Genomic DNA, 22,038 nt, shown 5'->3' with positions numbered 1-22,038 from the left:
CCGCACGCTACCGGTACGCGCTCATACGGGATCCTGTGGCAATGACTGATCATCAGCTTTCCGCCGCGCCCATCGTGGCGCGGCTCACGGGGTACACGAAGGCCGATCAGGCCGCCATCCTCGGTGACGGCGACGACCCCTTCGGTGTCGCCGACGCCGGCCTCACCTGGCTGCCGAAGGAGGAGCACTTCGGCGTCAGCCGGGGCGGCCGCCTGGTGGCTCACGCCGGCCTGCTGCGGCTGCCCGTGTCGATCGACGGCGCCGACACCGAGATGGTCGGCCTCGGCGGTGTCGCGGTCGCCCCCGACGCGCGAGGTCAGGGGCTGGCCCGCCTCGTCGTGACCGCCGCCCTGGACCACGCGCGCACCATGGGCCCGCAGTACGCCCTGCTCTTCTGCCGCCCGCCGCTCGTCCCGCTCTATCGCCGCCTCGGCTGGACCGTCCTCGACCAGGACGTCCAGGTCGAGCAGCCCACGGGACCGGTGATCATGCCGCTGCGCACCATGTGGACGCCGCTGCGCGACCCCGCGGACCGGCTCGCCGGCCGGCTGCGGCTGCGCTCACTGCCGATGTGAACCAGCCCGACACCTGTTGACCAGCTGATCCTGCCTGCGCGTCAGGGCATGGCGAGGACGCAGAACTCGTGGCCCTCCGGGTCGGCCAGGCACGTCCACGGGACGTCGGCCTGGCCGACGTCGAGGTCGGTGGCGCCGAGGGTCCGCAGCCGGGCCACCTCCGCCGCCGTGTCGTCACCGGGATACGGCAGCAGGTCGAGATGGACGCGGTCCGGCACGGTCTTCGCGTCGGCCTTGCGGAGGAGCTCGAGATACGGCCCGGTCCCCCCGGCGGAGCGCAGCACCGCCTGGTCGTCGGTCACCTCGTGCAGCGTCCAGTCCGTCGCCCCGTCCCAGAACCGGGCCATGGCCCGCGGGTCCTGGCAGTCGACCACCACCGCGGCGATCGGCCCGGTGTCCCGGTAGACCTCCCGGGGCTCCAGCACGCAGAACTCGTTGCCCTCGGGGTCGGCCATGACCGTCCACGGGACGTCGCCCTGGCCCACGTCGGCGAGCGTCGCGCCGAGAGCCCGCAGGCGCGCGACCAGCTCCGCCTGGTGGGCCGCCGAGGTGGTGGCGAGATCGAGGTGCGTGCGGTTCTTCGTCGCCGTCTTGGCCTCCGGGACCGGGACGACGTCGATGCCGACGACGACCGGGTCCGGCCAGACGAGGCCGCCGGCCGGTCCGACATAGGTGGTCGCCCCGGGGCTGTAGGCACTCCAGCCGAGCGCCGCCGCCCAGAACCGGCCGACCGCCGAGTGATCGAGAGCCTTGATGTTCACCTGAACGGGTCGCAGCGCCATGCCGGCGATCCTATGCACCCGCGCCGCACGGCCTCCGGCATCGCCGCCCACTCGCCATGTGCCTTCCCCGCAGGGAGGATCGGAGAGCTGGGCGCTGCAAGCTACAAGCTGGAAGCTCGAAGGAGGAGAGCCGTGCTGATCTACTCGATGGGCGTCTCGGTGGACGGCTTCATCAAGGATCGCGAGGGTGCGTTCGGGTGGACGGTCCCGCAGGAGGAGCAGTTCCGCTTCCACGTCGTGCAGACGGGCGAGCTCGGCGGCTTCCTGTGCGGCCGCAAGCTCTACGAGACCATGCTGCCCTGGGAGACGGATCCGTCGATGCGCGACGACGAGCTCCAGGCCGCGTTCGCCGACGTCTGGTGCGCCCTCCCGAAGGTCGTCTTCAGTCGCACGCTCGACAGCGTTCAGGGCAACGCCCGGCTCGCCGTCGCCCCGGTGGCCGAGGAGGTCGCCGCGGCGCTCGACGCGACCGACAAGGACGTCGCGATCGGTGGCGCGGGCCTGGCCGCGGCGGCGATCGGGCTCGGCCTCCTCGACGAGCTGCGCATGTTCCGCCACCCGGTCGTCGTCGGTGGCGGCACGCCCTTCCTGCCGCCGGTCACCGAGGACCTCCGGCTGGAGCTGATCGAGACCAGGACGTTCGGCTCGCGCGTGCTCTACGAGCGCTACCGGCGCACCCGCGCCGAGTCGCCCTGACCCCGCCATCCACCGCCGCTACCGCCGCCACCGCGTTCCGTCGCCGCCGTCCACCGCCACCGCCGTCCGCCCCGCCGTTCCGTCAGCGTCTCGGCCCTGCCACGGCGTACAGCACGGTGCCGGCCGCCAGCAGCGCCCACGCGGTCGCGGTGGACGCCGCCGTGGCAGGGCAGATGATCATCCAGCCGACCACCTCTCCCGCGACTCCGGGCGGCACCGGGCCCAGCAGGGTGAGCGCGAGCCAGACGGTCGGCAGCGTCCAGGCGAAGGCCGCGCCCAGCAGCACCGCCCCGAGTGCGGCCAGCCCGACCAGGCCCGCGCTGTCCCGCACCACGAGCGCGGCCGGGGCGAGCCTCGGCCCCGCCGCCTGGACCGCCAGCAGCGCCGCCCCGGCGACCGTGCCGATCAGCAGCACGTGCGCCGCCCGCCGGGGCATCCACCGGATCGCGGCCGTCCGGTCCAGCGCGGCATCCTGCCCGCCGAGCCCGGCGGAGGCGGCCGCCACGTTCACGGTGAGGACCAGCACGGCGACCCCCAGGTTCGCCTCGCCGCCGCCCCTGCCGCTGCCCTGCTCGAGGGCCCACACCAGCAGTGCGACGAGCGCGACCACGGCGGCCGAGGTGGGCACCTGCCGTGACCACGCGTACAGCTTCAGCCATCGCATGCTCATGCGGATGCCTCCCCGGTCAGCGCCGTGAGGCCGTTCTTGCAGGAGAGCGCGTCGGCATGCGCCTGGGCGATCCGCGCGTGCTGCTCGGCCGGCGGCAGCGCCGTCAGCTTCTCCCAGGCGGCGCCGGCGTTCGCCCACGTGCGCTGCGAGTAGGCGTCGGTGTCCGGTGTCTGCAGCGGTTCGAGCCGGTGATCGCCGAGGGCCCAGCTCGCGGCGACGCTCTGCACGGGGACGTCGAGCTGTCCGTCGCCCTCCCAGACGGTGCGCGGTCCGCAGTTCGGCACCAGCCCCTGGGCGACCAGCAGGCGGGTCAGCTCCGCTCCCGCCGCATGGGCGATCAGCGGGTCGTCGAAGTCGATCAGCACCACGTCGGCGGAGAGTTCGCGCCTGTCGCTGATCGCGCGCAGCGCGGTCTCCTCGTGCACCGAGTGCGGCGCCTGGTCGCCCAGGGCGTCGTGCAGCAGGCGCAGCGCCTCCTTGCCGCGCGGCGCGAGCTGGGCCAGGTGCGAGCGGTGCGCCTGCGTCACGCACACCGGGCCGTCGCAGACCAGGGCCGCGGCGGCCTTGTCGACCACATAGCTGTCGCGCGGGTCGGCCGGGAGGATCAGCAGGGCCAGGGCCGCGCCGGCCAGCACGGGGGCCACCGCGAGCAGCCGGGTCCGGCGGGTGGTGGCCGACAGCAGCGCGAAGCCGGTGCCGAGCAGGCCGAGCAGCCAGAGCGCCTGGCCCAGGTCCACGGAGCCGGACAGGGTCAGCAGCATCTCCCGCGGCTCCACCACCACCGGGGACAGCAGGGCGAGCCGGTTCGGTGCCATGCCCGACGGCAGTTGCCCGTCCATGTTCTGCCGCAGCAGCATCTCCGCCATGAGCAGGAACACCACCAGCGCCGGCGGCGTGAGCACGGAGGGCAGGGCCCGCGCGACGCCCATGCCGAACAGCGCCGCCGCGACCAGGGCCAGCACCGCCACCAGCGAGATCGCCAGCCAGCCGAGCGGGAGGTAGCTGGTGGGGCCGAGGGCCACTCGGACGGCGCCGACGAGGACCACGAGGCCGAAGCCCGCCGTCAGCGCGAGCGCCGTCGCACCGGCCGGCAGCGCCGCCCGGCGCCAGGCGGGCAGCGGCGTGGTCGTCAGCAGCTCGGTCATCCGCGAGCGGGAGTCGCGCAGCCCGTACACCGCCCCGAGGCCCGCCGCCAGCGGCCACCAGTAGGCCTGCCAGTAGCGGGTCCACATGGCCATGGTGGTCCACTGGGCCGTCCACCCGGCGCTGCCCTGCCACCAGATCCCGTTGACCAGGAAGAAGATCGCCAGGCTGCCCCCGAGAACGACGAGGCCGGGCCACGGCGCGACCGACCGCTTGAGCTCGATACCCAGGACGCGCCCGTTCACCAGGCACCCCCCGGCCGCTCGGTGCCCTGGAGCAGCGCCGAGTAGCCGCGCTCCAGCGGGCTGTCGCCCGGGTGTTCCGGACCGCCCGCCGCGGCCAGCACCTCCGGTGTGCCCTGGAAGACGAGCCGCCCCTCGGCGAAGAGCACCACGTCGGTGCAGGCGGCGGCGACGTCCTCGACCAGGTGCGTGGAGACGACCACACAGCTCTCACGGCCCAGCTCCTGGAGCAGCTCCCGGAACCGCAACCGCTGCGCCGGGTCCAGGCCGGCCGTCGGCTCGTCGAGCAGCAGGATCGCCGGGTCGTTGACGATCGCCTGGGCGATACCGGCCCGCCGCACCATGCCACCCGACAGGGTCCGCATCCGATGGTCGGCGCGGTCGGCCAGGCCCACCCGCTCCACGGCCCGCTGGACGGCCGCAGGGACCTCCGCCTTCGGGACCTCCTTCAACCAGGCCATGTACTCGACGAACTCACGCACCGTGAACCGCTTGTAGTAGCCGAACTCCTGCGGCAGGTAACCGATCCGCCGCCGCAGCGCCCGCAGGTCACCCACCCCGCCCACCGACTGCCCGCACAGCTCCAGTTCACCCTCCGCGGGGCGCAGCACGGTGGCCAGCGCCCGGATCAGCGTGGTCTTCCCCGCCCCGTTGGGCCCCAGCAGCCCGTGCGCGCCGGTACCCAACGCGAGATCGAGCCCATCCACGGCCATCTTCCGGCGCCCGGCCCGGACTTTCAGACCGGCGGCCCGGATCTCCCAGGCATAGGTCCTCGGCGCGATGTCGGCCGCGCTCGTCATGGGTGTCATGCGATGGTCCCCTTCGAGGGTCAACGATGGTGTCACACCGGCCAGACGACGGCTGGGGAGCGCAGGTTCTGCATCCATCGTGATCTACGTCACAGGGCCACGTGCTCGGGTTTGCGATCCGATGCACTCATGACGGCTGGTGGTTCCAGTCCTCCCCACTCGTGACGTCGAGGGCTCCTCCGCGCAGGACGAAGTGACGGTCCGCACGCTCGTCAACCGTGACGCGGGGATGCCCGGTGCCCTGGAACGCCTCGGTCTGCAACGGGCCGGTGTTCGTCGCAGCGGGCGACCGGCTCTCGTACGAGGGGGGCGACCTCGTGGTGACTCGTGCCACTGGTGAGCGACGTAGGCACCCGGCCCGAGACGGCTACTGGATCTGCCGCTGAGTCAGTCCCCTCAGGCCGGGTGCCACTCTTTTCGCAGGCGGGGCCGGCCTCAGCTGTTGACGGCCGTTGCGATCTGCCGGGCGGCCTCGGCGGGTGTGAGGTGTGTGGTGTCGATGACCTCGGCCTCGGCGTGCAGCCAGGTGCGGGCCGCCTCCGCGTAGGGCTCGAGGTACTTGAGGCGGAAGGGGGAGTCGGGGCCGAGGACGGTGTCACCCGCGATGCGTCCGCGGAGGGTGGCCTGGTCGGCGTGGAGTACGAAGTGCCTTACCGGGATGCCGTGTTGGGCGAGGCCCGTGCTGATCTCGCGCCAGTACTGCTCGACCAGGACGGTCATGGGTATCACCAGGGTGCCGCCGGTGTAGTCGAGTACGCGGCGGGCGGTCTCGACGACGAGTGGCCGCCACGGCGGCCAGTGCTGGAAGTTGTCCGTTGCGGGCAGCCCCGGCGTGATGTCCATGAGTGTCTCGCCGACCTTCTCGGCGTCGAACACCCGTGAATCCGGGATCAGCTGCTGCACGAGTGCACTGGTCGTCGTCTTGCCCGCGCCGTGGGTGCCGTTGAGCCATACGATCATGGGACCAAAGGCTAGCGCTGTGCGGGCCGGGCGCGCGGGCCTTCTCTCCAGGGCTTCTTGCATGAATGTTCCAAGCTGCGTATATTCATGCCAAGCCTTAGGAGGGAACAGTCATGGCCTTGCGAGTCGCGGTAGCCGGAGCCAGCGGGTATGCGGGCGGTGAGGTGCTGCGCCTGTTGCTCGGGCATCCGGAGGTGGAGATCGGTGCGCTGACCGGTGGGTCGAACGCCGGGGTCAGGCTCGGGGAGTTGCAGCCGCACCTGGTGCCGCTGGCCGACCGGGTGCTCGAGCCGACCACGCCGGAGGTGCTCGCGGGGCATGACGTCGTGTTCCTCGGGTTGCCGCACGGGCAGTCGGCGGCGGTGGCGCAGGCGCTGGGGGAGGACGTCCTGGTGGTCGACTGCGGGGCCGATTTCCGGCTTCGGGAGGCGGCGGACTGGGAGCGGTTCTACGGCTCCGAGCATGCCGGGACCTGGCCGTACGGGCTGCCCGAGCTGCCGGGGAACCGGGCCGCGCTCAAGGGGACGAAGCGGATCGCCGTGCCCGGGTGCTACCCGACGGCTGTCTCGCTCGCGCTCTTCCCGGCCTATGCGGCGCGGCTGGCCGAGCCGGAGGCGGTGATCGTGGCGGCGAGCGGTACGTCCGGGGCCGGCAAGGCGGTCAAGTCGCACCTGCTGGGCAGTGAGGTGATGGGCTCGGTCAGCCCGTACGGCGTCGGCGGGGTGCACCGGCACACGCCGGAGATGTCGCAGAACCTCGGCGCGGTCGCGGGGGAGCCGGTCAGCATCTCCTTCACGCCGACGCTGGTGCCGATGCCGCGCGGCATCCTGGCCACCTGCTCGGCGAAGGCCAAGCCGGGCGTCACCGCCGAGGACGTTCGGGCGGCGTACACGGCGGCCTACGCCGACGAGCCGTTCGTCCACCTGCTGCCCGAGCTGCAGTGGCCGCAGACCAAGTCGGTGTACGGCGCCAACACGGCGCTGGTGCAGGTGGTGCTCGACGAGCACGCCGGGCGGATCGTCGCGATCAGCGCGATCGACAACCTGGTCAAGGGCACCGCCGGTGGCGCGGTGCAGAGCATGAACATCGCCCTGGGCCTGCCCGAGGAGCTGGGCCTTCCCGTGAACGGAGTCGCACCGTGACGACCAACGACGTGACCAGCAATGGACAGCAGGGCAATGGCATCGGGGTCACCGCGGCCAAGGGGTTCCGGGCCGCCGGTGTCACCGCCGGGATCAAGGCCTCCGGCACGCCCGACCTGGCGCTCGTGGTGAACGACGGCCCGTCGCACGCGGCGGCCGGCGTCTTCACCTCCAACCGGGTCAAGGCAGCGCCGGTGCTCTGGTCCCAGCAGGTGCTGAAGGACGGCCGGTTGGCCGCCGTGGTGCTCAACTCCGGTGGCGCCAACGCCTGCACCGGGCCCGGCGGGTTCCAGGACACGCACGCCACCGCCGAGCGGGTCGCCACCGAACTCGCGGTCGGCGCGGGCGAGGTGGCGGTCTGCTCGACCGGACTGATCGGCGAGCGGCTGCCGATGGACATCCTGCTGCCGGGTATCGGGCTGGCCGTCGAGAAGCTCGACGAGGCCGGCGGCGAGGCGGCCGCGATCGCCATCAAGACCACCGACACCGTGCACAAGACCGCCCAGGTCACCCAGGGCGGCTGGACCGTCGGCGGGATGGCCAAGGGCGCCGGCATGCTCGCGCCGGGCCTGGCCACCATGCTGGTCGTGCTCACCACCGACGCGGCCGTGGACGCCGGGCAGTTGGACCACGCGCTGCGCGCCGCCACCCGCACCACCTTCGACCGGGTCGACTCCGACGGCTGCATGTCCACCAACGACACCGTGCTGCTGCTCGCCTCCGGTGCCTCCGGAGTCACTCCGCCGGCGCCCGAGTTCGAGGCGGCCGTGCAGCAGGTCTGCGCCGATCTGGCCCGGCAGCTGATCGGCGACGCGGAGGGCGCGAGCAAGGACATCCGGATCGACGTCACCGCCGCCGCCAGCGAGGACGAGGCGGTCGTGGTCGCCCGCACCATCGCCCGCAACAACCTGCTCAAGTGCGCCCTGCACGGCGAGGACCCCAACTGGGGCCGGGTGCTGGCCGCGATCGGCACCACCGACGCCGCGTTCGACCCGGACCGGCTCGACGTCGCGATCAACGGCGTCTGGGTCTGCCAGGGCGGCGCGGTCGGCGAGGACCGCAGCCTGGTGGACATGACGGACCGTCAGATCGTCATCACCGCGAAGCTGAACGCGGGTCAGGCCGAGGCCACCGTGTGGACCAACGACCTCACCGCCGACTACGTGCACGAGAACAGCGCCTACTCGACCTGATCCCCGGGGGACAGCAGTGAAGATCGCACCCAAGGGTGAACAAGCCCGCAACAACACCGCGTTGCCCAAGGCGCTGACGCTGATCGAGGCGCTGCCCTGGCTGGAGCGGTTCCACGGCAAGACCGTGGTGATCAAGTTCGGCGGCAACGCCATGGTCGACGAGTCGCTCAAGGCGGCCTTCGCCCAGGACGTGGTCTTCCTGCGCTACGCCGGCCTGCACCCGGTCGTGGTGCACGGCGGTGGCCCGCAGATCAGCGCCCAACTCGACAAGCTGGGCCTGGAGTCCTCGTTCACCAACGGGCTGCGGGTGACCACGCCCGAGACCATGGACGTGGTCCGGATGGTGCTGGCCGGGCAGGTCCAGCGCGAGCTGGTCGGCCTGCTCAACGAGCACGGCCCGTTCGCGGTCGGCATGACCGGCGAGGACGCGCACACCATGACCGCCGTCAAGCGGTACGCGGTGGTGGACGGTGAGCAGGTGGACATCGGACTGGTCGGCGACATCGTCAACATCGAGGCGGGCGCGGTGAAGGCGCTGATCGCCGACGGCCGGATCCCGGTCATCTCCTCGATCGCGCGCGGCACCGACGGTCACGTCTACAACATCAACGCGGACACCGCCGCCTCGGCGCTGGCCGTCGCGCTCGGCGCCGAGATGCTGGTCGTGCTGACCGACGTCGAGGGCCTGTACGCCGACTGGCCCAACTCCGACGACGTGATCAGCCAGCTCACCACCAGCGAGCTGGACGCCATACTGCCGACGCTGGCCAGCGGGATGCTGCCGAAGATGGAGGGCTGCCTGCGCGCGGTCCGCTCGGGCGTCGGCACCGCGCGCGTGCTGGACGGGCGGGTGCAGCACAGCCTGCTGCTGGAGATCTTCACCGACGAGGGCATCGGCACCATGGTCGTGCCCGACGACGAGAACGCGGTACTGGGGGGATTGGCATGACCGGGAACACGGACACGCAGCACGGGACGGCCGGCAACGCCGAGCTGACCAAGCGCTACGAATCGGCGCTCGCCCACAACTACGGCACCCCGCGGCTGCCGCTGGTCCGCGGCGAGGGCGCGCTGTTCTGGGACGCCGACGGCAACGAGTACCTCGACCTGCTCGGCGGCATCGCCGTCAACGCGCTCGGCACCGCGCACCCGGCGATCGTCGCGGCGGTGACCGGCCAGCTCGGCCGGCTCGGCCACGTCTCCAACCTGTTCACCGCCGAGACGACGATCAGCCTCGCCGAACGGCTCCTCGCGCTCGACCCGCGCCCGGGCCGGGTCTTCTTCTGCAACTCCGGCGCCGAGGCCAACGAGGGCGCGTTCAAGATCAGCCGGCTGACCGGGCGGACCCACGTCGTCGCGCTGGAGGGCGCCTTCCACGGCCGCACCATGGGCTCGCTCGCGCTCACCGGCCAGCCCGGCAAGCGCGACCCGTTCCTGCCGCTGCCGGGGGACGTCACGCACGTGCCGTTCGGCGACGTCGAGGCGCTGCGGGCGGCCGTGACCGGCGAGACCGCGGCGGTCGTCCTGGAGCCGATCCAGGGCGAGAACGGCGCGATCCCGCTGCCGGCCGGCTACCTGCGCGCGGCCCGGGAGATCACCCGCGAGCACGGCGCGCTGCTGATCCTGGACGAGGTGCAGACCGGCATCGGCCGCACCGGCCAGTGGTTCGCCCACCAGGCCGAGCCGGACGTCGAGCCGGATGTGATCACGCTCGCCAAGGGCCTCGGCGGCGGGCTGCCGATCGGCGCCGTGATCGCGTACGGCGCGGCCGCCGAGCTGCTGCAGCCGGGCCACCACGGCACCACCTTCGGCGGAAACCCGGTGGTCGCGGCGGCCGCCCTGGCGGTGCTCGACACGATCGAGCAGGACGGGCTGCTCGCGCACGTGCGCGAGCTCGGTGAGCGGCTGCGCACCGGCATCGAGGCGCTCGGCGACCCGCTGATCGACCACGTCCGGGGAGCCGGCCTGCTGCTCGGCATCGTGCTCACCGAGCCGGTCGCGGCGCAGGTGCAGGCGGCGGCGCAGCGCGCCGGGTTCCTGGTGAACGCGGCCGTGCCGGGCGCCGTCCGGCTGGCGCCCCCGCTGATCCTCAGCACGGCGCAGGCGGACTCGTTCCTGGCCGCACTGCCGGCGATCCTCGACGCGGTGCGGGCGCAGAGCTCGGCACAGGCCCAGTAGGACGCCCCGGCCGCGCAGCTCCGAGGGCAGTCCAGGAGAATCATCACATGACCGTTCCGCCATCCGAAGAGTCCCACGAGTCCAACGCCGGTCCGACGTCGCAGGTTCCGCAGACCCGCACCGCGCGGCACCGGCGGATCGTGGACCTGCTGACCCGTCAGCCCGTCCGCTCGCAGAGCCAGTTGGCCAAGCTGCTGGCCGACGACGGGCTGGTGGTCACCCAGGCCACGCTCTCCCGGGACCTGGACGAGCTCGGCGCGGTCAAGATCCGCAACCGGGACGGCGCGCTGATCTACGCCGTCCCGGCCGAGGGCGGTGACCGCACGCCGCGCGCACCGATGGGCGAGTCGGCGAGCGAGGGGCGGATGGCCCGGCTGGCCGGTGAGCTGATGGTCTCGGCCACCGCCTCCGGCAACCTGGTGGTGCTGCGCACCCCGCCGGGCGCCGCCCAGTTCCTCGCCTCGGCGATCGACACCGCGGAGGTGCACGAGATCATCGGGACGATCGCGGGCGACGACACGGTCCTGCTGATCAGCCGGGATCCGGCCGGCGGCCAGGCGCTCGCGGACCACCTGATGCAGCTGGCGCAGGCCCGCACCGACCGCCAGTAACGGCGCCCGGCGCGGGTCACCCGGAGGACGCCCGCAGCACCGGCCGCAGCACCGTCCGCAGTCCCCCGAACGGCGTACCGTCGCGAATCGGCCATTCTCGAACTGATCGGCATTCGCTCTTCGTGTGCATGCCGACACGGCGTTAGGTTGAGCCAACGGAACATTGGTTGCCCGAGGCAACCGGCCCACCCCTCACGCCCCCATCGAGGTCTCCGATGCTCGTGACCGTCGACCAGGATCGCTGCTGCAGCTCCGGGCAGTGTGTGCTGACCGCCCCCACCGTGTTCGACCAGAGCGAGGAGGACGGCCTGGTCCTGCTGCTCCAGGACCGGCCCGCCCCCGAACTGTTCCCGCAGATCACCACAGCCGCCGCGCTCTGCCCGGCCGGTGCCATCACGCTGCGGGAGGTGCCGGCATGACGACCGTGGACGCCCCGTTCACCTTCCCCGCCGAACGCGCCGCCGGCTGCCCGTTCGACCCGCCGCCCGCCTACCGCGAGACCGGCGCCCCGGTCACCCGCTTCACGCTCTGGGGCGTCCCGTGCTGGATGGTGACGGGCTACCAGGAAGTCCGCACCGTGCTGACGGACCGTCGGTTCAGTGCCGACATCCGCCACCCGAACTTCCCGATGGTGACTCCCGGCCGGCGCCAGGCGCTCGGCGAGACGCCCAGCTTCATCCGGCTGGACGACCCGGAGCACTCCCGGCTGCGCCGGATGCTGACCACCGACTTCCTGATCAAGAAGGTCGACGCGATGCGTCCGCAGCTCCAGCGGATCGTCGACGAGACGCTGGACGCGATGCTCGCGCACGGCGGCCCGGCCGACCTGGTCTCCGAGTTCGCGCTGCCGGTGCCCTCCCTGGTGATCAGCGAGATGCTCGGTGTGCCCTACGCGGACCACCGGTTCTTCGAGGAGCGCAGCCGCCAGTTCCTGGACGGGAGCCTGCCGCCGGAGCAGGCCAAGGCGGCGCTCGACGGCCTGACCGAGTACCTGGCCAAGCTGGCCGCCGACCGCACCTGCGAGCCCGGCGGCATCCTCGACAAGCTCGCCTCGCGCGGCGACCTGACCGTCGAGGAGGTGGCCAGCAACGGCCTGCTGCTGCTCGTCGCGGGCCACGAGACCACGGCCAACATGATCGGGCTCTCCACCCTGATGCTGCTGCGCGACCCCGAGCAGGCCGACCGGCTGCGCAGCCGTCCGGAGCTGATCCCCGGCGCGGTCGAGGAGTTCCTGCGCCACCTCGCCATCGTGCACTTGGGCCTGCCCCGGGTCGCGCTGGAGGACGTCGAGCTCGGCGGCACGCTGGTCCGTGCGGGCGAGGGCGTGCTCGCGATGCTCTCCACCGCCAACCGCGACCCGGAGCTCTTCCCCGGCGGCGACGAACTGGACGTCGAGCGCGACGCCCGCCGTCACCTCGCGTTCGGCTTCGGCGTGCACCAGTGCCTGGGGCAGCCGCTGGCCCGGGCCGAGCTGCAGATCGCGCTGGAGACGCTGCTGCGCCGGGTCCCGACGCTGAGCCTGGCGGTGCCTTTCGAGCAGGTCGAGTTCCGCATCTCGGCGCTGATCTACGGCCTGCGGGAGCTGCCGGTCACCTGGTGACCCGGCCCGTCCGGTCCGCCGGCCACCGGCGTACCCGCGGATCCGGAGAGACGCACGGAGACCTACAGAGACCTACCCGTTTCTGCTTGCTCCACGGGCTTGGAGTTTCATGCGGAGTCGTGCATACTTATGCCTATCACCGCATGAGACAGCACGCATGAGACAGCACAGATAAGTCACCGAAGAAGGAGCAAGCCGTGGCCGAGCGCGTCGTACTCGCCTACTCGGGCGGTCTGGACACGTCCGTCTGCATCGGTTGGATCGCCGAGGAGACCGGCGCCGAGGTCATCGCCGTCGCCGTCGATGTCGGCCAGGGCGGCGAGGACCTGGACGTGATCCGCCAGCGGGCGCTGGACTGTGGTGCCGTCGAGGCCGAGGTCGCGGACGCCCGCACCGAGTTCGCCGACGAGTACTGCCTGCCGGCCGTCAAGGCCAACGCGCTCTACCAGGGCCAGTACCCGCTGGTCTCGGCGCTCTCCCGCCCGGTGATCGTCAAGCACCTGGTGGCCGCCGCCCAGAAGCACGGCGCGACCACCGTGGCGCACGGCTGCACCGGCAAGGGCAACGACCAGGTCCGCTTCGAGGTCGGGATCCAGTCGCTGGCCCCCTCGCTCAAGTGCATCGCCCCGGTCCGCGACTACGCGATGACCCGGGACAAGGCGATCGCCTTCGCCGAGGCCAAGAACCTCCCGATCGTGACCACCAAGAAGAACCCGTACTCGATCGACCAGAACGTCTTCGGGCGGGCCGTCGAGACCGGCTTCCTGGAGGACATCTGGAACGCCCCGATCGAGGACGTCTACGAGTACACCCAGAACCCGGCCACCCCGCGCGAGGCCGACGAGGTCGTCATCACGTTCGAGGCCGGCGTGCCGGTCGCGATCGACGGCCGCAAGGTGACCGTGCTGCAGGCGATCGAGGAGCTGAACAAGCGGGCCGGCGCCCAGGGCATCGGCCGGCTCGACATGGTCGAGGACCGGCTGGTCGGCATCAAGTCCCGGGAGATCTACGAGGCGCCCGGCGCGATCGCGCTGATCACCGCGCACCAGGCGCTGGAGAACGTGACGGTCGAGCGCGAGCTGGCCCGCTACAAGCGGCAGGTCGAGCAGCGCTGGGCCGAGCTGGTCTACGACGGTCTCTGGTTCTCGCCGCTCAAGCGCGCGCTGGACGGCTTCGTCAACGAGGCCAACCAGTCGGTCTCCGGCGACATCCGGATGGTGCTGCACGGCGGCCGCGCGGTGGTCAACGGCCGCAAGTCCGACCAGTCGCTGTACGACTTCAACCTGGCGACCTACGACACCGGCGACACGTTCGACCAGTCGATGTCCAAGGGCTTCATCGAGATCTTCGGGATGTCCTCGAAGATCGCCGCCCGCCGCGACCTGGCCTGACGCCGCTCCCATAAACCGCCCTTCCCGAGCCCCGACCGCGTTCCCCCCGCGGTCGGGGCTCACCTCCAACCCCGTCACCTCCCCCGATCCCCGCACCTCGCAAGGAGCCCACGCGATGCCGTCCGACCAGAACGCAGACGTCCGCCTCTGGGGCGCCCGCTTCGCCGCCGGCCCGTCCGAGGCGCTGGCCAAGCTCTCCGCCTCGGTCCATTTCGACTGGCCGCTCGCCCCCTACGACATCGCCGGCTCCAAGGCGCACGCCCGCGTGCTGCACCAGGCCGGTCTGCTGACGGCGGACGAACTCGCCGCCATGCTCGCCGGGTTGGAGCAGCTGCTGGCGGACGTCGAGTCGGGTGCCTTCACCGGCACGATCGCCGACGAGGACGTGCACACCGCGCTGGAGCGCGGCCTGCTGGAGCGGCTCGGTGCGGAGCTCGGCGGCAAGCTGCGGGCCGGCCGGTCACGCAACGACCAGATCGCCACGCTCTTCCGGATGTACCTGCGGGATCACGCGAAGATCATCGGCGCCCTGATCCTGGACCTCCAGCAGGCCCTGGTCGGGCTCGCCGAGGCGCACCCGGACACCGCGATGCCCGGCCGCACCCACCTGCAGCACGCGCAGCCGGTGCTCTTCGCCCACCACGTCCTCGCGCACGTGCAGGCCCTCGGCCGGGATGCCGAGCGGCTGCGCCAGTGGGACGCCCGCACCGCCGTGTCGCCGTACGGTTCCGGCGCGCTGGCCGGCTCCTCGCTCGGCCTCGACCCGCAGGCCGTCGCCGCCGAACTCGGTTTCGAGGGTGGCTCGGTGGGCAATTCGATCGACGGCACCGCTTCGCGCGACTTCGTCGCCGAATTCGCCTTCGTGACCGCGATGATCGGCATCAACCTCTCCCGGATCGCGGAGGAGGTGATCATTTGGAACACGAAGGAGTTCGGCTTCATCACGCTGCACGACGCGTTCTCCACCGGTTCCTCGATCATGCCGCAGAAGAAGAACCCGGACATCGCCGAGCTCGCCCGTGGCAAGTCGGGCCGGCTGATCGGCAATCTGACCGGGCTGCTGGCCACGCTCAAGGCGCTGCCGCTCGCGTACAACCGGGACCTCCAGGAGGACAAGGAGCCGGTCTTCGACTCCTGCGCGACGCTGGAGGTGCTGCTGCCCGCCTTCACCGGCATGATGGCGACCCTGACGGTGCATCGGGAGCGGCTGGAGGAGCTCGCCCCGGCCGGTTTCTCGCTGGCCACCGACATCGCCGAGTGGCTGGTCAAGCGCGGTGTGCCGTTCCGGGTCGCGCACGAGGTGGCCGGGTCCTGCGTCAAGGCCTGCGAGGGCCAGGGCATCGAGCTGTGGGACCTGACGGACCAGCAGTTCGCCGAGATCTCCGGGCATCTGACGCCGGAGGTGCGCGAGGTGCTCAGCGTGCACGGCGCGATCGCGAGCCGCAACGGGCGCGGTGGCACGGCGCCGAGCGCGGTCGCCGTCCAGCTGGCCGAGATCAAGGCCGACCTCGCGGTGCAGCAGGAGTGGAGCAGCCGCTGAGCAGGACGCCGGCCGGGTGATTTCCGCGTGATGTGCGCCACGGCGCCACAACAGTGGGTTGAGAACAGTCGAAGGCTGGGTAGAGCGCTGGCGAACGTATCGCCGGTTTCGGCTGGTACGGTCTTGCGCTATTCCCGGCCGGGCAACCCCCGGTCGGGTTGACCTCCGGCAGGCCACCTGGCGTGAAACCCTCACTCCGCACGCCGGGACTCGACGATGGGAGGCCCCTGCACATGGGCATGAGCGTGATCATCTCGGCGGCGACCGAGCACGACACCGAGCAGATCCTCAAACTCCAGTACCTCGCCTACCAGGGTGAGGCCGAACTCTACGGAGACTGGTCGATCGACCCGCTCACCCAGACGCTGGACAGCCTGCGCGAGGAGCTCGCCGGCCGTCACGTCCTGGTCGCCCGGCTCGGCGACGAGGTGGTCGGCTCGGTGCGCGGCTGGGTGGACGAGGACGGCGTCGGCCGGATAGCGCGCCTGGTGGTCCACCCGCGGATGCAGCGGCACGGCCTCGGCGGCCGGCTGCTGAACGCGGTCGAGGAGCGGATCCGGGCCGAGGCGCCGGTGAACGCGTTCCGGCTCGTCAGCGGCCACCGCAGCCTGGGCAACCTGCGGCTGTACGCCCGCCAGGGCTACCGGCAGACCGAGGTCCAGGCGGTCAGCAAGCGACTGAGCAACGTCACGCTGGAGAAGCCGGCGCAGGCCGCCGAGGCCGTCCTCGCGACCGCGGTCTGAGCCTCTCAGTAGCCCTTCGGGCCGCATGGTCTGAACCAATCCGACGAACGGCCCCGCCCACCCGGGCGGGGCCGTTCGTTGTTGGAGCCCTTGTGTCCCTTGGGTCGTATCCGCATAGCGGACATCACATCCCGATCATTGGGATGCGCTGGGCTCATCTGTTTTACTGGTTCTCATGACTACGACGACGAAGACCCCCGCCACCGGCACCATGCCGGCAGGTGTGCGTGGCATGTGTTGTCGAATGTGTCACTGCTGATCGGCCCCCGAAGCTGATCGGGTCGCACCGCTGACCGGGCCTCCTGCCCGCTGAGCCGCCACCCGCCCCAGCCGGCCGATCGGCCCGCCCCGGTCTTGCGCCGAGGCCCCCGTGGTCGCAGCCGCGACAGCCGGATCCCGGACCGGCACCCCCACCCCCGCTCAACCCCCCCCGCCCCACCGCCACCGAGGCACGGCGTTCGCACGCCCGCGCCCGGCGGCGGCCGCCCGGGCGCACCCACCCACCCCCGAACGACGGAAGCAGCTGTGATCACCACCAAGGACCTGACCAAGGTCTACACCTCACGCGGCCGCCAGGTCAGCGCCCTCCAGGGCGTCGATCTGCACGTCCGCGAGGGCGAGGTGTACGGCGTCGTCGGCACCAGCGGCGCCGGCAAGAGCACCCTGATCCGCTGCGTCAACATGCTGGAGCGCCCCAGCTCCGGCACGGTCACCGTGGACGGCGTCGAGCTCACCGCGCTGGCCGGCGGGCAGAATCGAGCCGGGCGTGAGCTGCGCGAGGCCCGCCGCCGGATCGGCATGGTCTTCCAGCACTTCAACCTGCTCTCCTCGCGCACCGTGCAGCAGAACGTCGAGCTCCCGCTGGAGATCATCGGCCTGGACCGCACCGCCCGGCGCCGCAAGGCCGGCGAACTGCTGGAGCTGGTCGGCCTCGCCGACAAGGCCCGCAACTACCCCGGCCAGCTCTCCGGCGGCCAGAAGCAGCGAGTCGGCATCGCCCGCGCGCTGGCCGGCGATCCGAAGGTGCTGCTCTCCGACGAGGCCACCTCCGCACTCGACCCGGAGACCACCCGGTCGATCCTGCGGCTGCTGCGCGAGCTCAACCAGCAGCTCGGCCTGACCGTGCTGCTGATCACCCATGAGATGGACGTCATCAAGTCGGTCTGCGACTCGGCGGCGCTGATGCGCGGCGGCCGGATCGTCGAGTCCGGCACGCTGACCGACCTGCTCGCCGACGGCCGTTCCGAGCTGGCCCGCGAGCTCTTCCCGCTCGGCCCGGCCGGGGCCGAGCAGGCCGACCGCACCGTCGTGGAGATCACCTTCCAGGGCGAGACCTCCGGGCAGCCGTTCATCTCCCAGCTGGCCCGCACCTACCAGATCGACATCAACATCCTCGGCGCCGCGGTGGAGACCATCGCCGGCCGTCCGGTCGGCCGGATGCGGGTCGAACTGCCGGGCCGTCACCAGGACAACGTGGTCCCGATCGGCTACCTGCGCGAGCAGGGCCTCCAGGTCGACGTCCTCGGCGCCGAAGACAGCACCACCCTGAACGGAGTCGTGGCATGACCTGGGACGACATGCAGCCGCTGCTGCACGACGCGACCATCGAGACGCTCCGGATGGTCGGCATCGCCACCCTGATCGCGCTGCTGCTCGGCCTCGCGCTGGGCCTGCTGCTGGTCCTCACCGACAAGGGCGGCCTGCTGCAGAACCGGGTGGTCAACAAGGTGGTCGGCGCGATCGTCAACGTGGGGCGCTCGCTGCCGTTCGTGATCCTGCTGGTCGCGCTGATCCCGTTCACCCGCTGGGTGGTCGGCACCTCGATCGGCTGGCAGGCGGCCACCGTGCCGCTGGCCGTCGGCGCGATCCCGTTCTACGCCCGGCTGGTGGAGAGCGCGGTGCGCGGTGTGGACGGCGGACTCGTCGAGGCCGTCCAGGCGATGGGCGGCGGCACCTGGGCCGTGGTCCGCAAGGCGCTGCTGCCCGAGGCGCTGCCCGCGCTCGTCTCCGCGCTGACCACCACCGTGATCGCGCTGGTCGGCTACTCGGCGATGGCCGGCACGGTCGGCGGCGGCGGCCTGGGCAACCTGGCCATCACCTACGGCTACATGCGCTTCGAGACCGGCTTCATGCTCGTCATCGTGGTCGAACTGGTGCTGCTGGTCACGCTGATCCAGCTGATCGGCGACTTCGCCGTCCGCCGGCTCGCCAACCGCGGCAGCTCGGCCGGCCTGCTCCGCCGCGGCTGAGCCCCGGCCAGCACACACCACACGCCACACACCACAGACTTCCGCCCCCGGACACCCCGGGTGCGCGGCCCCACCCCCCCTTCGGAGAAAGGCACTTTTCGTGCGTACCGTCCTGAAGTACACCGCAGTCCTCGCCACCGCCGGCCTCACGCTCTCCGTGGCGGCCTGCTCCGGCTCCTCCAGCTCCACGAACAAGGCCGACAAGCCGCTCGTGGTCGTCGCCAGCCCCACCCCGCACGCCCAGATCCTGGACTACATCCGGGACAACCTGGCGGCCAAGGCGGGCCTGAAGCTGACGGTCAAGGAGGTCACGGACTACACGCTGCAGAACCCCGCCGTGCAGGACGGCTCCGCCGACGCCAACTTCTTCCAGCACGTGCCGTACCTGACCGACTTCAACAAGACGCACGGCACGAACATCGTCCCGGTGGAGGCCGTCCACCTGGAGCCGCTCGGCGTCTACTCGAAGAAGGTCAAGAAGGTCACCGACCTGGCCAACGGCGCCTCGGTCGCGGTCCCCAACGACGCGACGAACGAGGGCCGCGCGCTCAAGCTGCTCGCCGACAACCAGGTGATCACGCTCAAGGCCGGCGTCGGCACCGGGGCCACCATCCACGACGTCACCGGCAACCCGAAGAACCTCAAGTTCAAGGAGCTCGACGCCGCCCAGCTGCCGCGCGCGCTGGACGACGTGGACGCCTCGGTGATCAACGGCAACAACGCGCTCGGCGCCGGCCTGAAGCCGGCCACCGACGCGATCCTGCTGGAGAAGGCGACGGACAACCCGTACGCCAACGTGCTCGCGGTCAAGAAGGGCAACGAGAACGACCCGCGGGTGCAGAAGCTGGCCCAGCTGCTGCACTCGCCCGAGGTGAAGCAGTACATCGACAGCACGTTCCAGGGCTCGGTCATCCCCGCGTTCTGACCGTCCGCGCAGCCGCCCTCGCCCCCGCCAGGAGAACACCTGACGGGGGCGAAGTGCCGTTCCTGCCGGTGCGTTCCTACTGGTGCGAGGTGGTGCCGCAGCGGCTCTTCGCGACCGGCAGGAAGCCCTGACCGCGCACCGCGGCCGTCCCGGCGGCGCTGCAGAACCAGCCGCTCGGGCCGAACAGCGCGTGCAGCGCGGCGGCGTGCGCGTCGCCCGCCGTCCAGTCCGGGGCGCGCACCACGGTGTAGAGCGTGTGTAGGAACGGCGTGCTCCAGAGCGCCTGGTTCACCACCGGCACCTTGCCGGTGGTGGTCATCGGCGCGATGCCGTCCACCGCGCGCAGCGTCAGCGGACCCGGGGTGATCAGGGCGCTGCTGTGGCCCAGGTACACCTGGGCGATGTAGTCGCCCACGGAGTAGGGGAAGACCATGTTGGGGTCGTTCTGCGACGGGTACCAGCCGGTGTCGTCGCCGTAGCGCTGGGCGACGCACGCGCCAGGGTTCAGCGTGCCGTGGCCGTTCGTGATCGCCTTCGCGAAGAACGCGCTGATGTCGGAGGTGAAGTCCGGCGGGATGACATCGTTCGCATTGGTGTTGAAGGTTCCCGGCAGCGCCGGATCGATCTTCGCGTTCGGCCCCTGGTAGCCGGGGACGTCGGTGATCTGGTCCCAGTTCGTCAGGGTGCACGAGTAGATCCCGGCCAGGTCCGAAGTGCTCAGCGAGGCAGGCGCGTTGCCGCCCGCCTTGGCCGACCAGGTGACCGCGTCGACGGCCTGCGGGAGGAACAGCGAGCTCGCCAGGTCGCCCGGCTGCGGGCCGCGCGCGGAGCGGACGAAGTCCAGCTGCTGCGGGGTGCTCGCCATCAGGTCGTCGATCGCCGGCTCGGTGAAGGAGGGCCGGGGGCCGCCCTGCGCCCCGGTCTTGGGCGTGTACCAGTACGGGCCGGTGGCGTCCCAGCTGTAGACGCGCGGCGAGCTGGTGTCGCCCTTGCCGGTCAGGTAGGCGTCGTAGTCGGTCGCGTACTGGTCGAACGCGAACTCGTCGGCCTGGGCGCCGGCGCCGACCAGGTCGGTGACGGCGGGCGCGGCGGGCGGATCGGCCCGGGCCGCCGGGGCCGTGGTCAGCGCGGCGGCGAGGGCGAGCACGGCGGCGGCAGCGGCGGTGAGGCGGTACATGGGTGCCTCCAGAAGCGGCAGGGAGAGCAGAGGGGGAGTAAAGGGGACGGACGGTCGGGCCGGTCAGCCCTGCACGGGGATCCCGCAGCTGCTCTTCGGAACCGGCAGGAACCCCTGCCCGCGGATCGCGGCGACCCCGGTCCCGCCGCAGAACCAGCCGTGCGGGCCGAAGACCGAGTGCAGCGCGGTCGCGTGCGGCCGGTTGGCCGTCCAGGCGGCGGCCGGGATCACGCTGTAGAGCGTGTCCTCGTACGGGGTCCCGACCAGCTGCGGGTTCACCGTGGGGGTGGCGCCCCCGGTGATCGGCGCGACGGCGCCGACCCCGAGGCCGCGCACGGTCAGCGGCCCGGCGCTGTTGATCGCACTGGCGTGGCCCGCGTACACCTGGCCGATGTACGCGCCGACCGAGTACGGGAAGACCAGGTTCGGGTCGTTCAGCGCGGGGTTGATGCCCTCGTTGTCGTCGTAGCCCTGGTCCACGCACCAGCCCGGCTGCACGAAGGTCTGGTGGTGGGCGATCGCCGCCAGGAAGAAGGCCGTCACCTCGGAGGTGGCCTGGTACGCCCCCGGGCCGCTGGACAGCGGGGTCTCGACCGTGCCGGGCAGTGCGGCGTGGATCTTCGCGTCCGGGCCGTGGTAGCCGGGCACGTCGGTGATCTGGTTCCAGTTCGTGATCGAGCAGGAGTAGATCTGGATCAGGTCGTAACTGGTCAGCGAGGCGGGCGCGTTGCCGCCCGCCTTGCTCGCCCAGCTGATCGCGTCGATCGCCTGCGGGACGAACAGCACGGCGGACGAGTCGCCGGCCGCTGGGCCACGGGTCGCCCGGAGGTAGTCGAAGTTGGTCGCGCCGGCCTCCATCGAGCGGATCTGCGTGTCGGCGCCGGTGCTGCGCAGTTGCAGCAGGGCCCCGGTCTTCGGTGTGAACGACGCGCTGCCGATCGCGTCCCAGCTGTACAGCCGCGGCGAGGTGGTGTCGCCCTTGGCGGCCAGGAAGGCGTCGTAGTCGGTCGCGTACTGGTCGAACGCGAACTGGTCGGCGCTGCTGCCGAAGCCGACCAGGTCGGTGGCCGCGGGTAAGGAGGGCGGGTCGGCCTGCGCCGGCCCGGTCGCGGCGAGCGCGGCGGTCAGGGAGAGCACGGCGGCCGCGGCGAGGGCTGCGGGCCGGCGGCCGAGAACGTCGGCGAACAGGCCGGGGCTGAACAGGCGGTGGGCGAAGAAGCGGGGCACGGAGCCTCCAGGCGGGGCGGACGGGGACGGTCAGCATCCTGCGCGCCCGCCCGCGTCCACGAAACGCCCGCGCCTGCGGGCCTCGCGGCCGACCGGCACGGCTCGCGGGCGGAGCCACCCTGGTCGTGCGGCGGCCACCCGGCGCGTGGCGGCAGACTAGGACGCCCACTCTTCTTCCGGTAGTG

At 71.8% G+C, this 22,038-nt stretch carries 22 protein-coding genes; 15 read left to right on the top strand and 7 right to left on the bottom strand.

The genetic code is table 11. The annotated features are described in order from the left end of the window. Positions 1 to 41 precede the first annotated feature (41 nt). Positions 42 to 575, top strand: a complete 534-nt coding sequence (locus tag AC060L_RS05055) for a GNAT family N-acetyltransferase (RefSeq protein ID WP_483797241.1) — start codon at positions 42 to 44, stop codon at positions 573 to 575. Between the two features lie 41 nt (positions 576 to 616). Here AC060L_RS05055 and AC060L_RS05050 read toward each other — a convergent pair whose 3' ends face one another. After that, on the bottom strand, positions 617 to 1,357 hold the full coding sequence (locus tag AC060L_RS05050) for a VOC family protein (protein ID WP_483797240.1): 741 nt from the start codon (positions 1,355 to 1,357) through the stop codon (positions 617 to 619). A gap of 147 nt (positions 1,358 to 1,504) precedes the next feature. Between AC060L_RS05050 and AC060L_RS05045 the strand changes: the two genes are divergently transcribed. Continuing rightward, positions 1,505 to 2,053, top strand: coding sequence for a dihydrofolate reductase family protein (locus tag AC060L_RS05045; RefSeq protein ID WP_483797432.1), 549 nt, complete (start codon positions 1,505 to 1,507; stop codon positions 2,051 to 2,053). An 82-nt stretch (positions 2,054 to 2,135) separates the two neighbouring features. Here the strand turns inward: AC060L_RS05045 and AC060L_RS05040 are convergent, their stop codons facing one another. The 4 genes from AC060L_RS05040 to AC060L_RS05025 form a co-directional block, all read right to left on the bottom strand. Continuing rightward, on the bottom strand, positions 2,136 to 2,717 hold the full coding sequence (locus AC060L_RS05040) for a hypothetical protein (RefSeq protein WP_483797431.1): 582 nt from the start codon (positions 2,715 to 2,717) through the stop codon (positions 2,136 to 2,138). A gap of 2 nt (positions 2,718 to 2,719) precedes the next feature. Next, complete coding sequence (locus tag AC060L_RS05035; protein WP_483797239.1) at positions 2,720 to 4,111, bottom strand: hypothetical protein; 1,392 nt, start codon at positions 4,109 to 4,111, stop codon at positions 2,720 to 2,722. Next, positions 4,108 to 4,917: an ABC transporter ATP-binding protein gene (locus AC060L_RS05030; RefSeq protein ID WP_483797238.1), complete on the bottom strand. Its 810-nt coding sequence runs from the start codon at positions 4,915 to 4,917 to the stop codon at positions 4,108 to 4,110. The genes AC060L_RS05035 and AC060L_RS05030 overlap by 4 nt, the downstream gene beginning before the upstream one ends. 435 nt (positions 4,918 to 5,352) lie before the next feature. Then, positions 5,353 to 5,877, bottom strand: a complete 525-nt coding sequence (locus AC060L_RS05025) for an AAA family ATPase (RefSeq protein ID WP_483797237.1) — start codon at positions 5,875 to 5,877, stop codon at positions 5,353 to 5,355. Positions 5,878 to 5,990: 113 nt separating this feature from the next. On the opposite strand from AC060L_RS05025, the gene argC reads away from it, so the two are divergent. The 13 genes from argC to AC060L_RS04960 all read left to right on the top strand — a co-directional run bounded on the left by argC (position 5,991) and on the right by AC060L_RS04960 (position 19,449). Next, on the top strand, positions 5,991 to 7,019 hold the full coding sequence (argC, locus tag AC060L_RS05020) for an N-acetyl-gamma-glutamyl-phosphate reductase (protein WP_483797236.1): 1,029 nt from the start codon (positions 5,991 to 5,993) through the stop codon (positions 7,017 to 7,019). A 41-nt stretch (positions 7,020 to 7,060) separates the two neighbouring features. After that, positions 7,061 to 8,212: a bifunctional glutamate N-acetyltransferase/amino-acid acetyltransferase ArgJ gene (gene argJ, locus AC060L_RS05015; protein ID WP_483797430.1), complete on the top strand. Its 1,152-nt coding sequence runs from the start codon at positions 7,061 to 7,063 to the stop codon at positions 8,210 to 8,212. 16 nt (positions 8,213 to 8,228) lie between these two features. Further along, positions 8,229 to 9,161, top strand: coding sequence for an acetylglutamate kinase (gene argB / locus AC060L_RS05010; RefSeq protein WP_483797235.1), 933 nt, complete (start codon positions 8,229 to 8,231; stop codon positions 9,159 to 9,161). Next, a complete protein-coding gene (locus AC060L_RS05005; protein WP_483797233.1) occupies positions 9,158 to 10,390 on the top strand; it encodes an acetylornithine transaminase in 1,233 nt (410 codons plus the stop codon). The genes argB and AC060L_RS05005 overlap by 4 nt, the downstream gene beginning before the upstream one ends. 47 nt (positions 10,391 to 10,437) lie before the next feature. Further along, positions 10,438 to 11,001 carry an arginine repressor gene (locus AC060L_RS05000; RefSeq protein WP_483797231.1) on the top strand — a complete coding sequence of 188 codons (564 nt, stop codon included), beginning with the start codon at positions 10,438 to 10,440 and terminating at the stop codon, positions 10,999 to 11,001. Between the two features lie 215 nt (positions 11,002 to 11,216). Then, entirely contained in the window at positions 11,217 to 11,420 is a 204-nt protein-coding gene (locus AC060L_RS04995; protein WP_483797230.1) for a ferredoxin, read from the top strand. Beyond that, positions 11,417 to 12,601, top strand: coding sequence for a cytochrome P450 (locus AC060L_RS04990; RefSeq protein ID WP_483797229.1), 1,185 nt, complete (start codon positions 11,417 to 11,419; stop codon positions 12,599 to 12,601). The genes AC060L_RS04995 and AC060L_RS04990 overlap by 4 nt, the downstream gene beginning before the upstream one ends. A gap of 197 nt (positions 12,602 to 12,798) precedes the next feature. Beyond that, on the top strand, positions 12,799 to 13,992 hold the full coding sequence (locus AC060L_RS04985) for an argininosuccinate synthase (RefSeq protein WP_483797228.1): 1,194 nt from the start codon (positions 12,799 to 12,801) through the stop codon (positions 13,990 to 13,992). 115 nt (positions 13,993 to 14,107) lie between these two features. Further along, complete coding sequence (gene argH / locus AC060L_RS04980) at positions 14,108 to 15,532, top strand: argininosuccinate lyase (protein ID WP_483797227.1); 1,425 nt, start codon at positions 14,108 to 14,110, stop codon at positions 15,530 to 15,532. Positions 15,533 to 15,765: 233 nt separating this feature from the next. Further along, a complete protein-coding gene (locus AC060L_RS04975; protein ID WP_483797225.1) occupies positions 15,766 to 16,275 on the top strand; it encodes a GNAT family N-acetyltransferase in 510 nt (169 codons plus the stop codon). A 525-nt stretch (positions 16,276 to 16,800) separates the two neighbouring features. Continuing rightward, a complete protein-coding gene (locus tag AC060L_RS04970; protein WP_483797224.1) occupies positions 16,801 to 17,841 on the top strand; it encodes a methionine ABC transporter ATP-binding protein in 1,041 nt (346 codons plus the stop codon). Continuing rightward, complete coding sequence (locus AC060L_RS04965) at positions 17,838 to 18,524, top strand: methionine ABC transporter permease (protein ID WP_483797223.1); 687 nt, start codon at positions 17,838 to 17,840, stop codon at positions 18,522 to 18,524. The genes AC060L_RS04970 and AC060L_RS04965 overlap by 4 nt, the downstream gene beginning before the upstream one ends. A 100-nt stretch (positions 18,525 to 18,624) precedes the next feature. Next, positions 18,625 to 19,449: a MetQ/NlpA family ABC transporter substrate-binding protein gene (locus tag AC060L_RS04960; protein ID WP_483797222.1), complete on the top strand. Its 825-nt coding sequence runs from the start codon at positions 18,625 to 18,627 to the stop codon at positions 19,447 to 19,449. Between the two features lie 76 nt (positions 19,450 to 19,525). On the opposite strand, the gene AC060L_RS04955 is transcribed toward AC060L_RS04960, so the two are convergent. After that, entirely contained in the window at positions 19,526 to 20,626 is a 1,101-nt protein-coding gene (locus AC060L_RS04955) for a hypothetical protein (RefSeq protein ID WP_483797220.1), read from the bottom strand. Between the two features lie 63 nt (positions 20,627 to 20,689). Next, positions 20,690 to 21,853: a hypothetical protein gene (locus AC060L_RS04950; protein ID WP_483797218.1), complete on the bottom strand. Its 1,164-nt coding sequence runs from the start codon at positions 21,851 to 21,853 to the stop codon at positions 20,690 to 20,692. Between the last annotated feature and the right edge of the window lie 185 nt (positions 21,854 to 22,038).

It is taken from the genome of Kitasatospora sp. NEAU-69, assembly GCF_057158765.1.
This window is presented reverse-complemented; position numbering and strand designations above follow the sequence as displayed.

Bases quoted from the DNA above. Each gene is read 5' to 3' on its own strand.
- AC060L_RS05050 (WP_483797240.1), bottom strand. From the start codon at position 1,357: ATGGCGCTGCGACCCGTTCAGGTGAACATCAAGGCTCTCGATCACTCG.
- AC060L_RS05025 (WP_483797237.1), bottom strand. From the start codon at position 5,877: ATGATCGTATGGCTCAACGGCACCCACGGCGCGGGCAAGACGACGACC.
- AC060L_RS04995 (WP_483797230.1), top strand. From the start codon at position 11,217: ATGCTCGTGACCGTCGACCAGGATCGCTGCTGCAGCTCCGGGCAGTGT.
- AC060L_RS05040 (WP_483797431.1), bottom strand. From the start codon at position 2,717: ATGCGATGGCTGAAGCTGTACGCGTGGTCACGGCAGGTGCCCACCTCG.
- AC060L_RS04975 (WP_483797225.1), top strand. From the start codon at position 15,766: ATGGGCATGAGCGTGATCATCTCGGCGGCGACCGAGCACGACACCGAG.
- AC060L_RS04955 (WP_483797220.1), bottom strand. From the start codon at position 20,626: ATGTACCGCCTCACCGCCGCTGCCGCCGCCGTGCTCGCCCTCGCCGCC.
- AC060L_RS05000 (WP_483797231.1), top strand. From the start codon at position 10,438: ATGACCGTTCCGCCATCCGAAGAGTCCCACGAGTCCAACGCCGGTCCG.
- AC060L_RS05005 (WP_483797233.1), top strand. From the start codon at position 9,158: ATGACCGGGAACACGGACACGCAGCACGGGACGGCCGGCAACGCCGAG.
- AC060L_RS05030 (WP_483797238.1), bottom strand. From the start codon at position 4,917: ATGACACCCATGACGAGCGCGGCCGACATCGCGCCGAGGACCTATGCC.
- argC (WP_483797236.1), top strand. From the start codon at position 5,991: ATGGCCTTGCGAGTCGCGGTAGCCGGAGCCAGCGGGTATGCGGGCGGT.
- AC060L_RS05055 (WP_483797241.1), top strand. From the start codon at position 42: ATGACTGATCATCAGCTTTCCGCCGCGCCCATCGTGGCGCGGCTCACG.
- AC060L_RS04990 (WP_483797229.1), top strand. From the start codon at position 11,417: ATGACGACCGTGGACGCCCCGTTCACCTTCCCCGCCGAACGCGCCGCC.
- AC060L_RS05045 (WP_483797432.1), top strand. From the start codon at position 1,505: ATGGGCGTCTCGGTGGACGGCTTCATCAAGGATCGCGAGGGTGCGTTC.
- AC060L_RS04965 (WP_483797223.1), top strand. From the start codon at position 17,838: ATGACCTGGGACGACATGCAGCCGCTGCTGCACGACGCGACCATCGAG.
- argH (WP_483797227.1), top strand. From the start codon at position 14,108: ATGCCGTCCGACCAGAACGCAGACGTCCGCCTCTGGGGCGCCCGCTTC.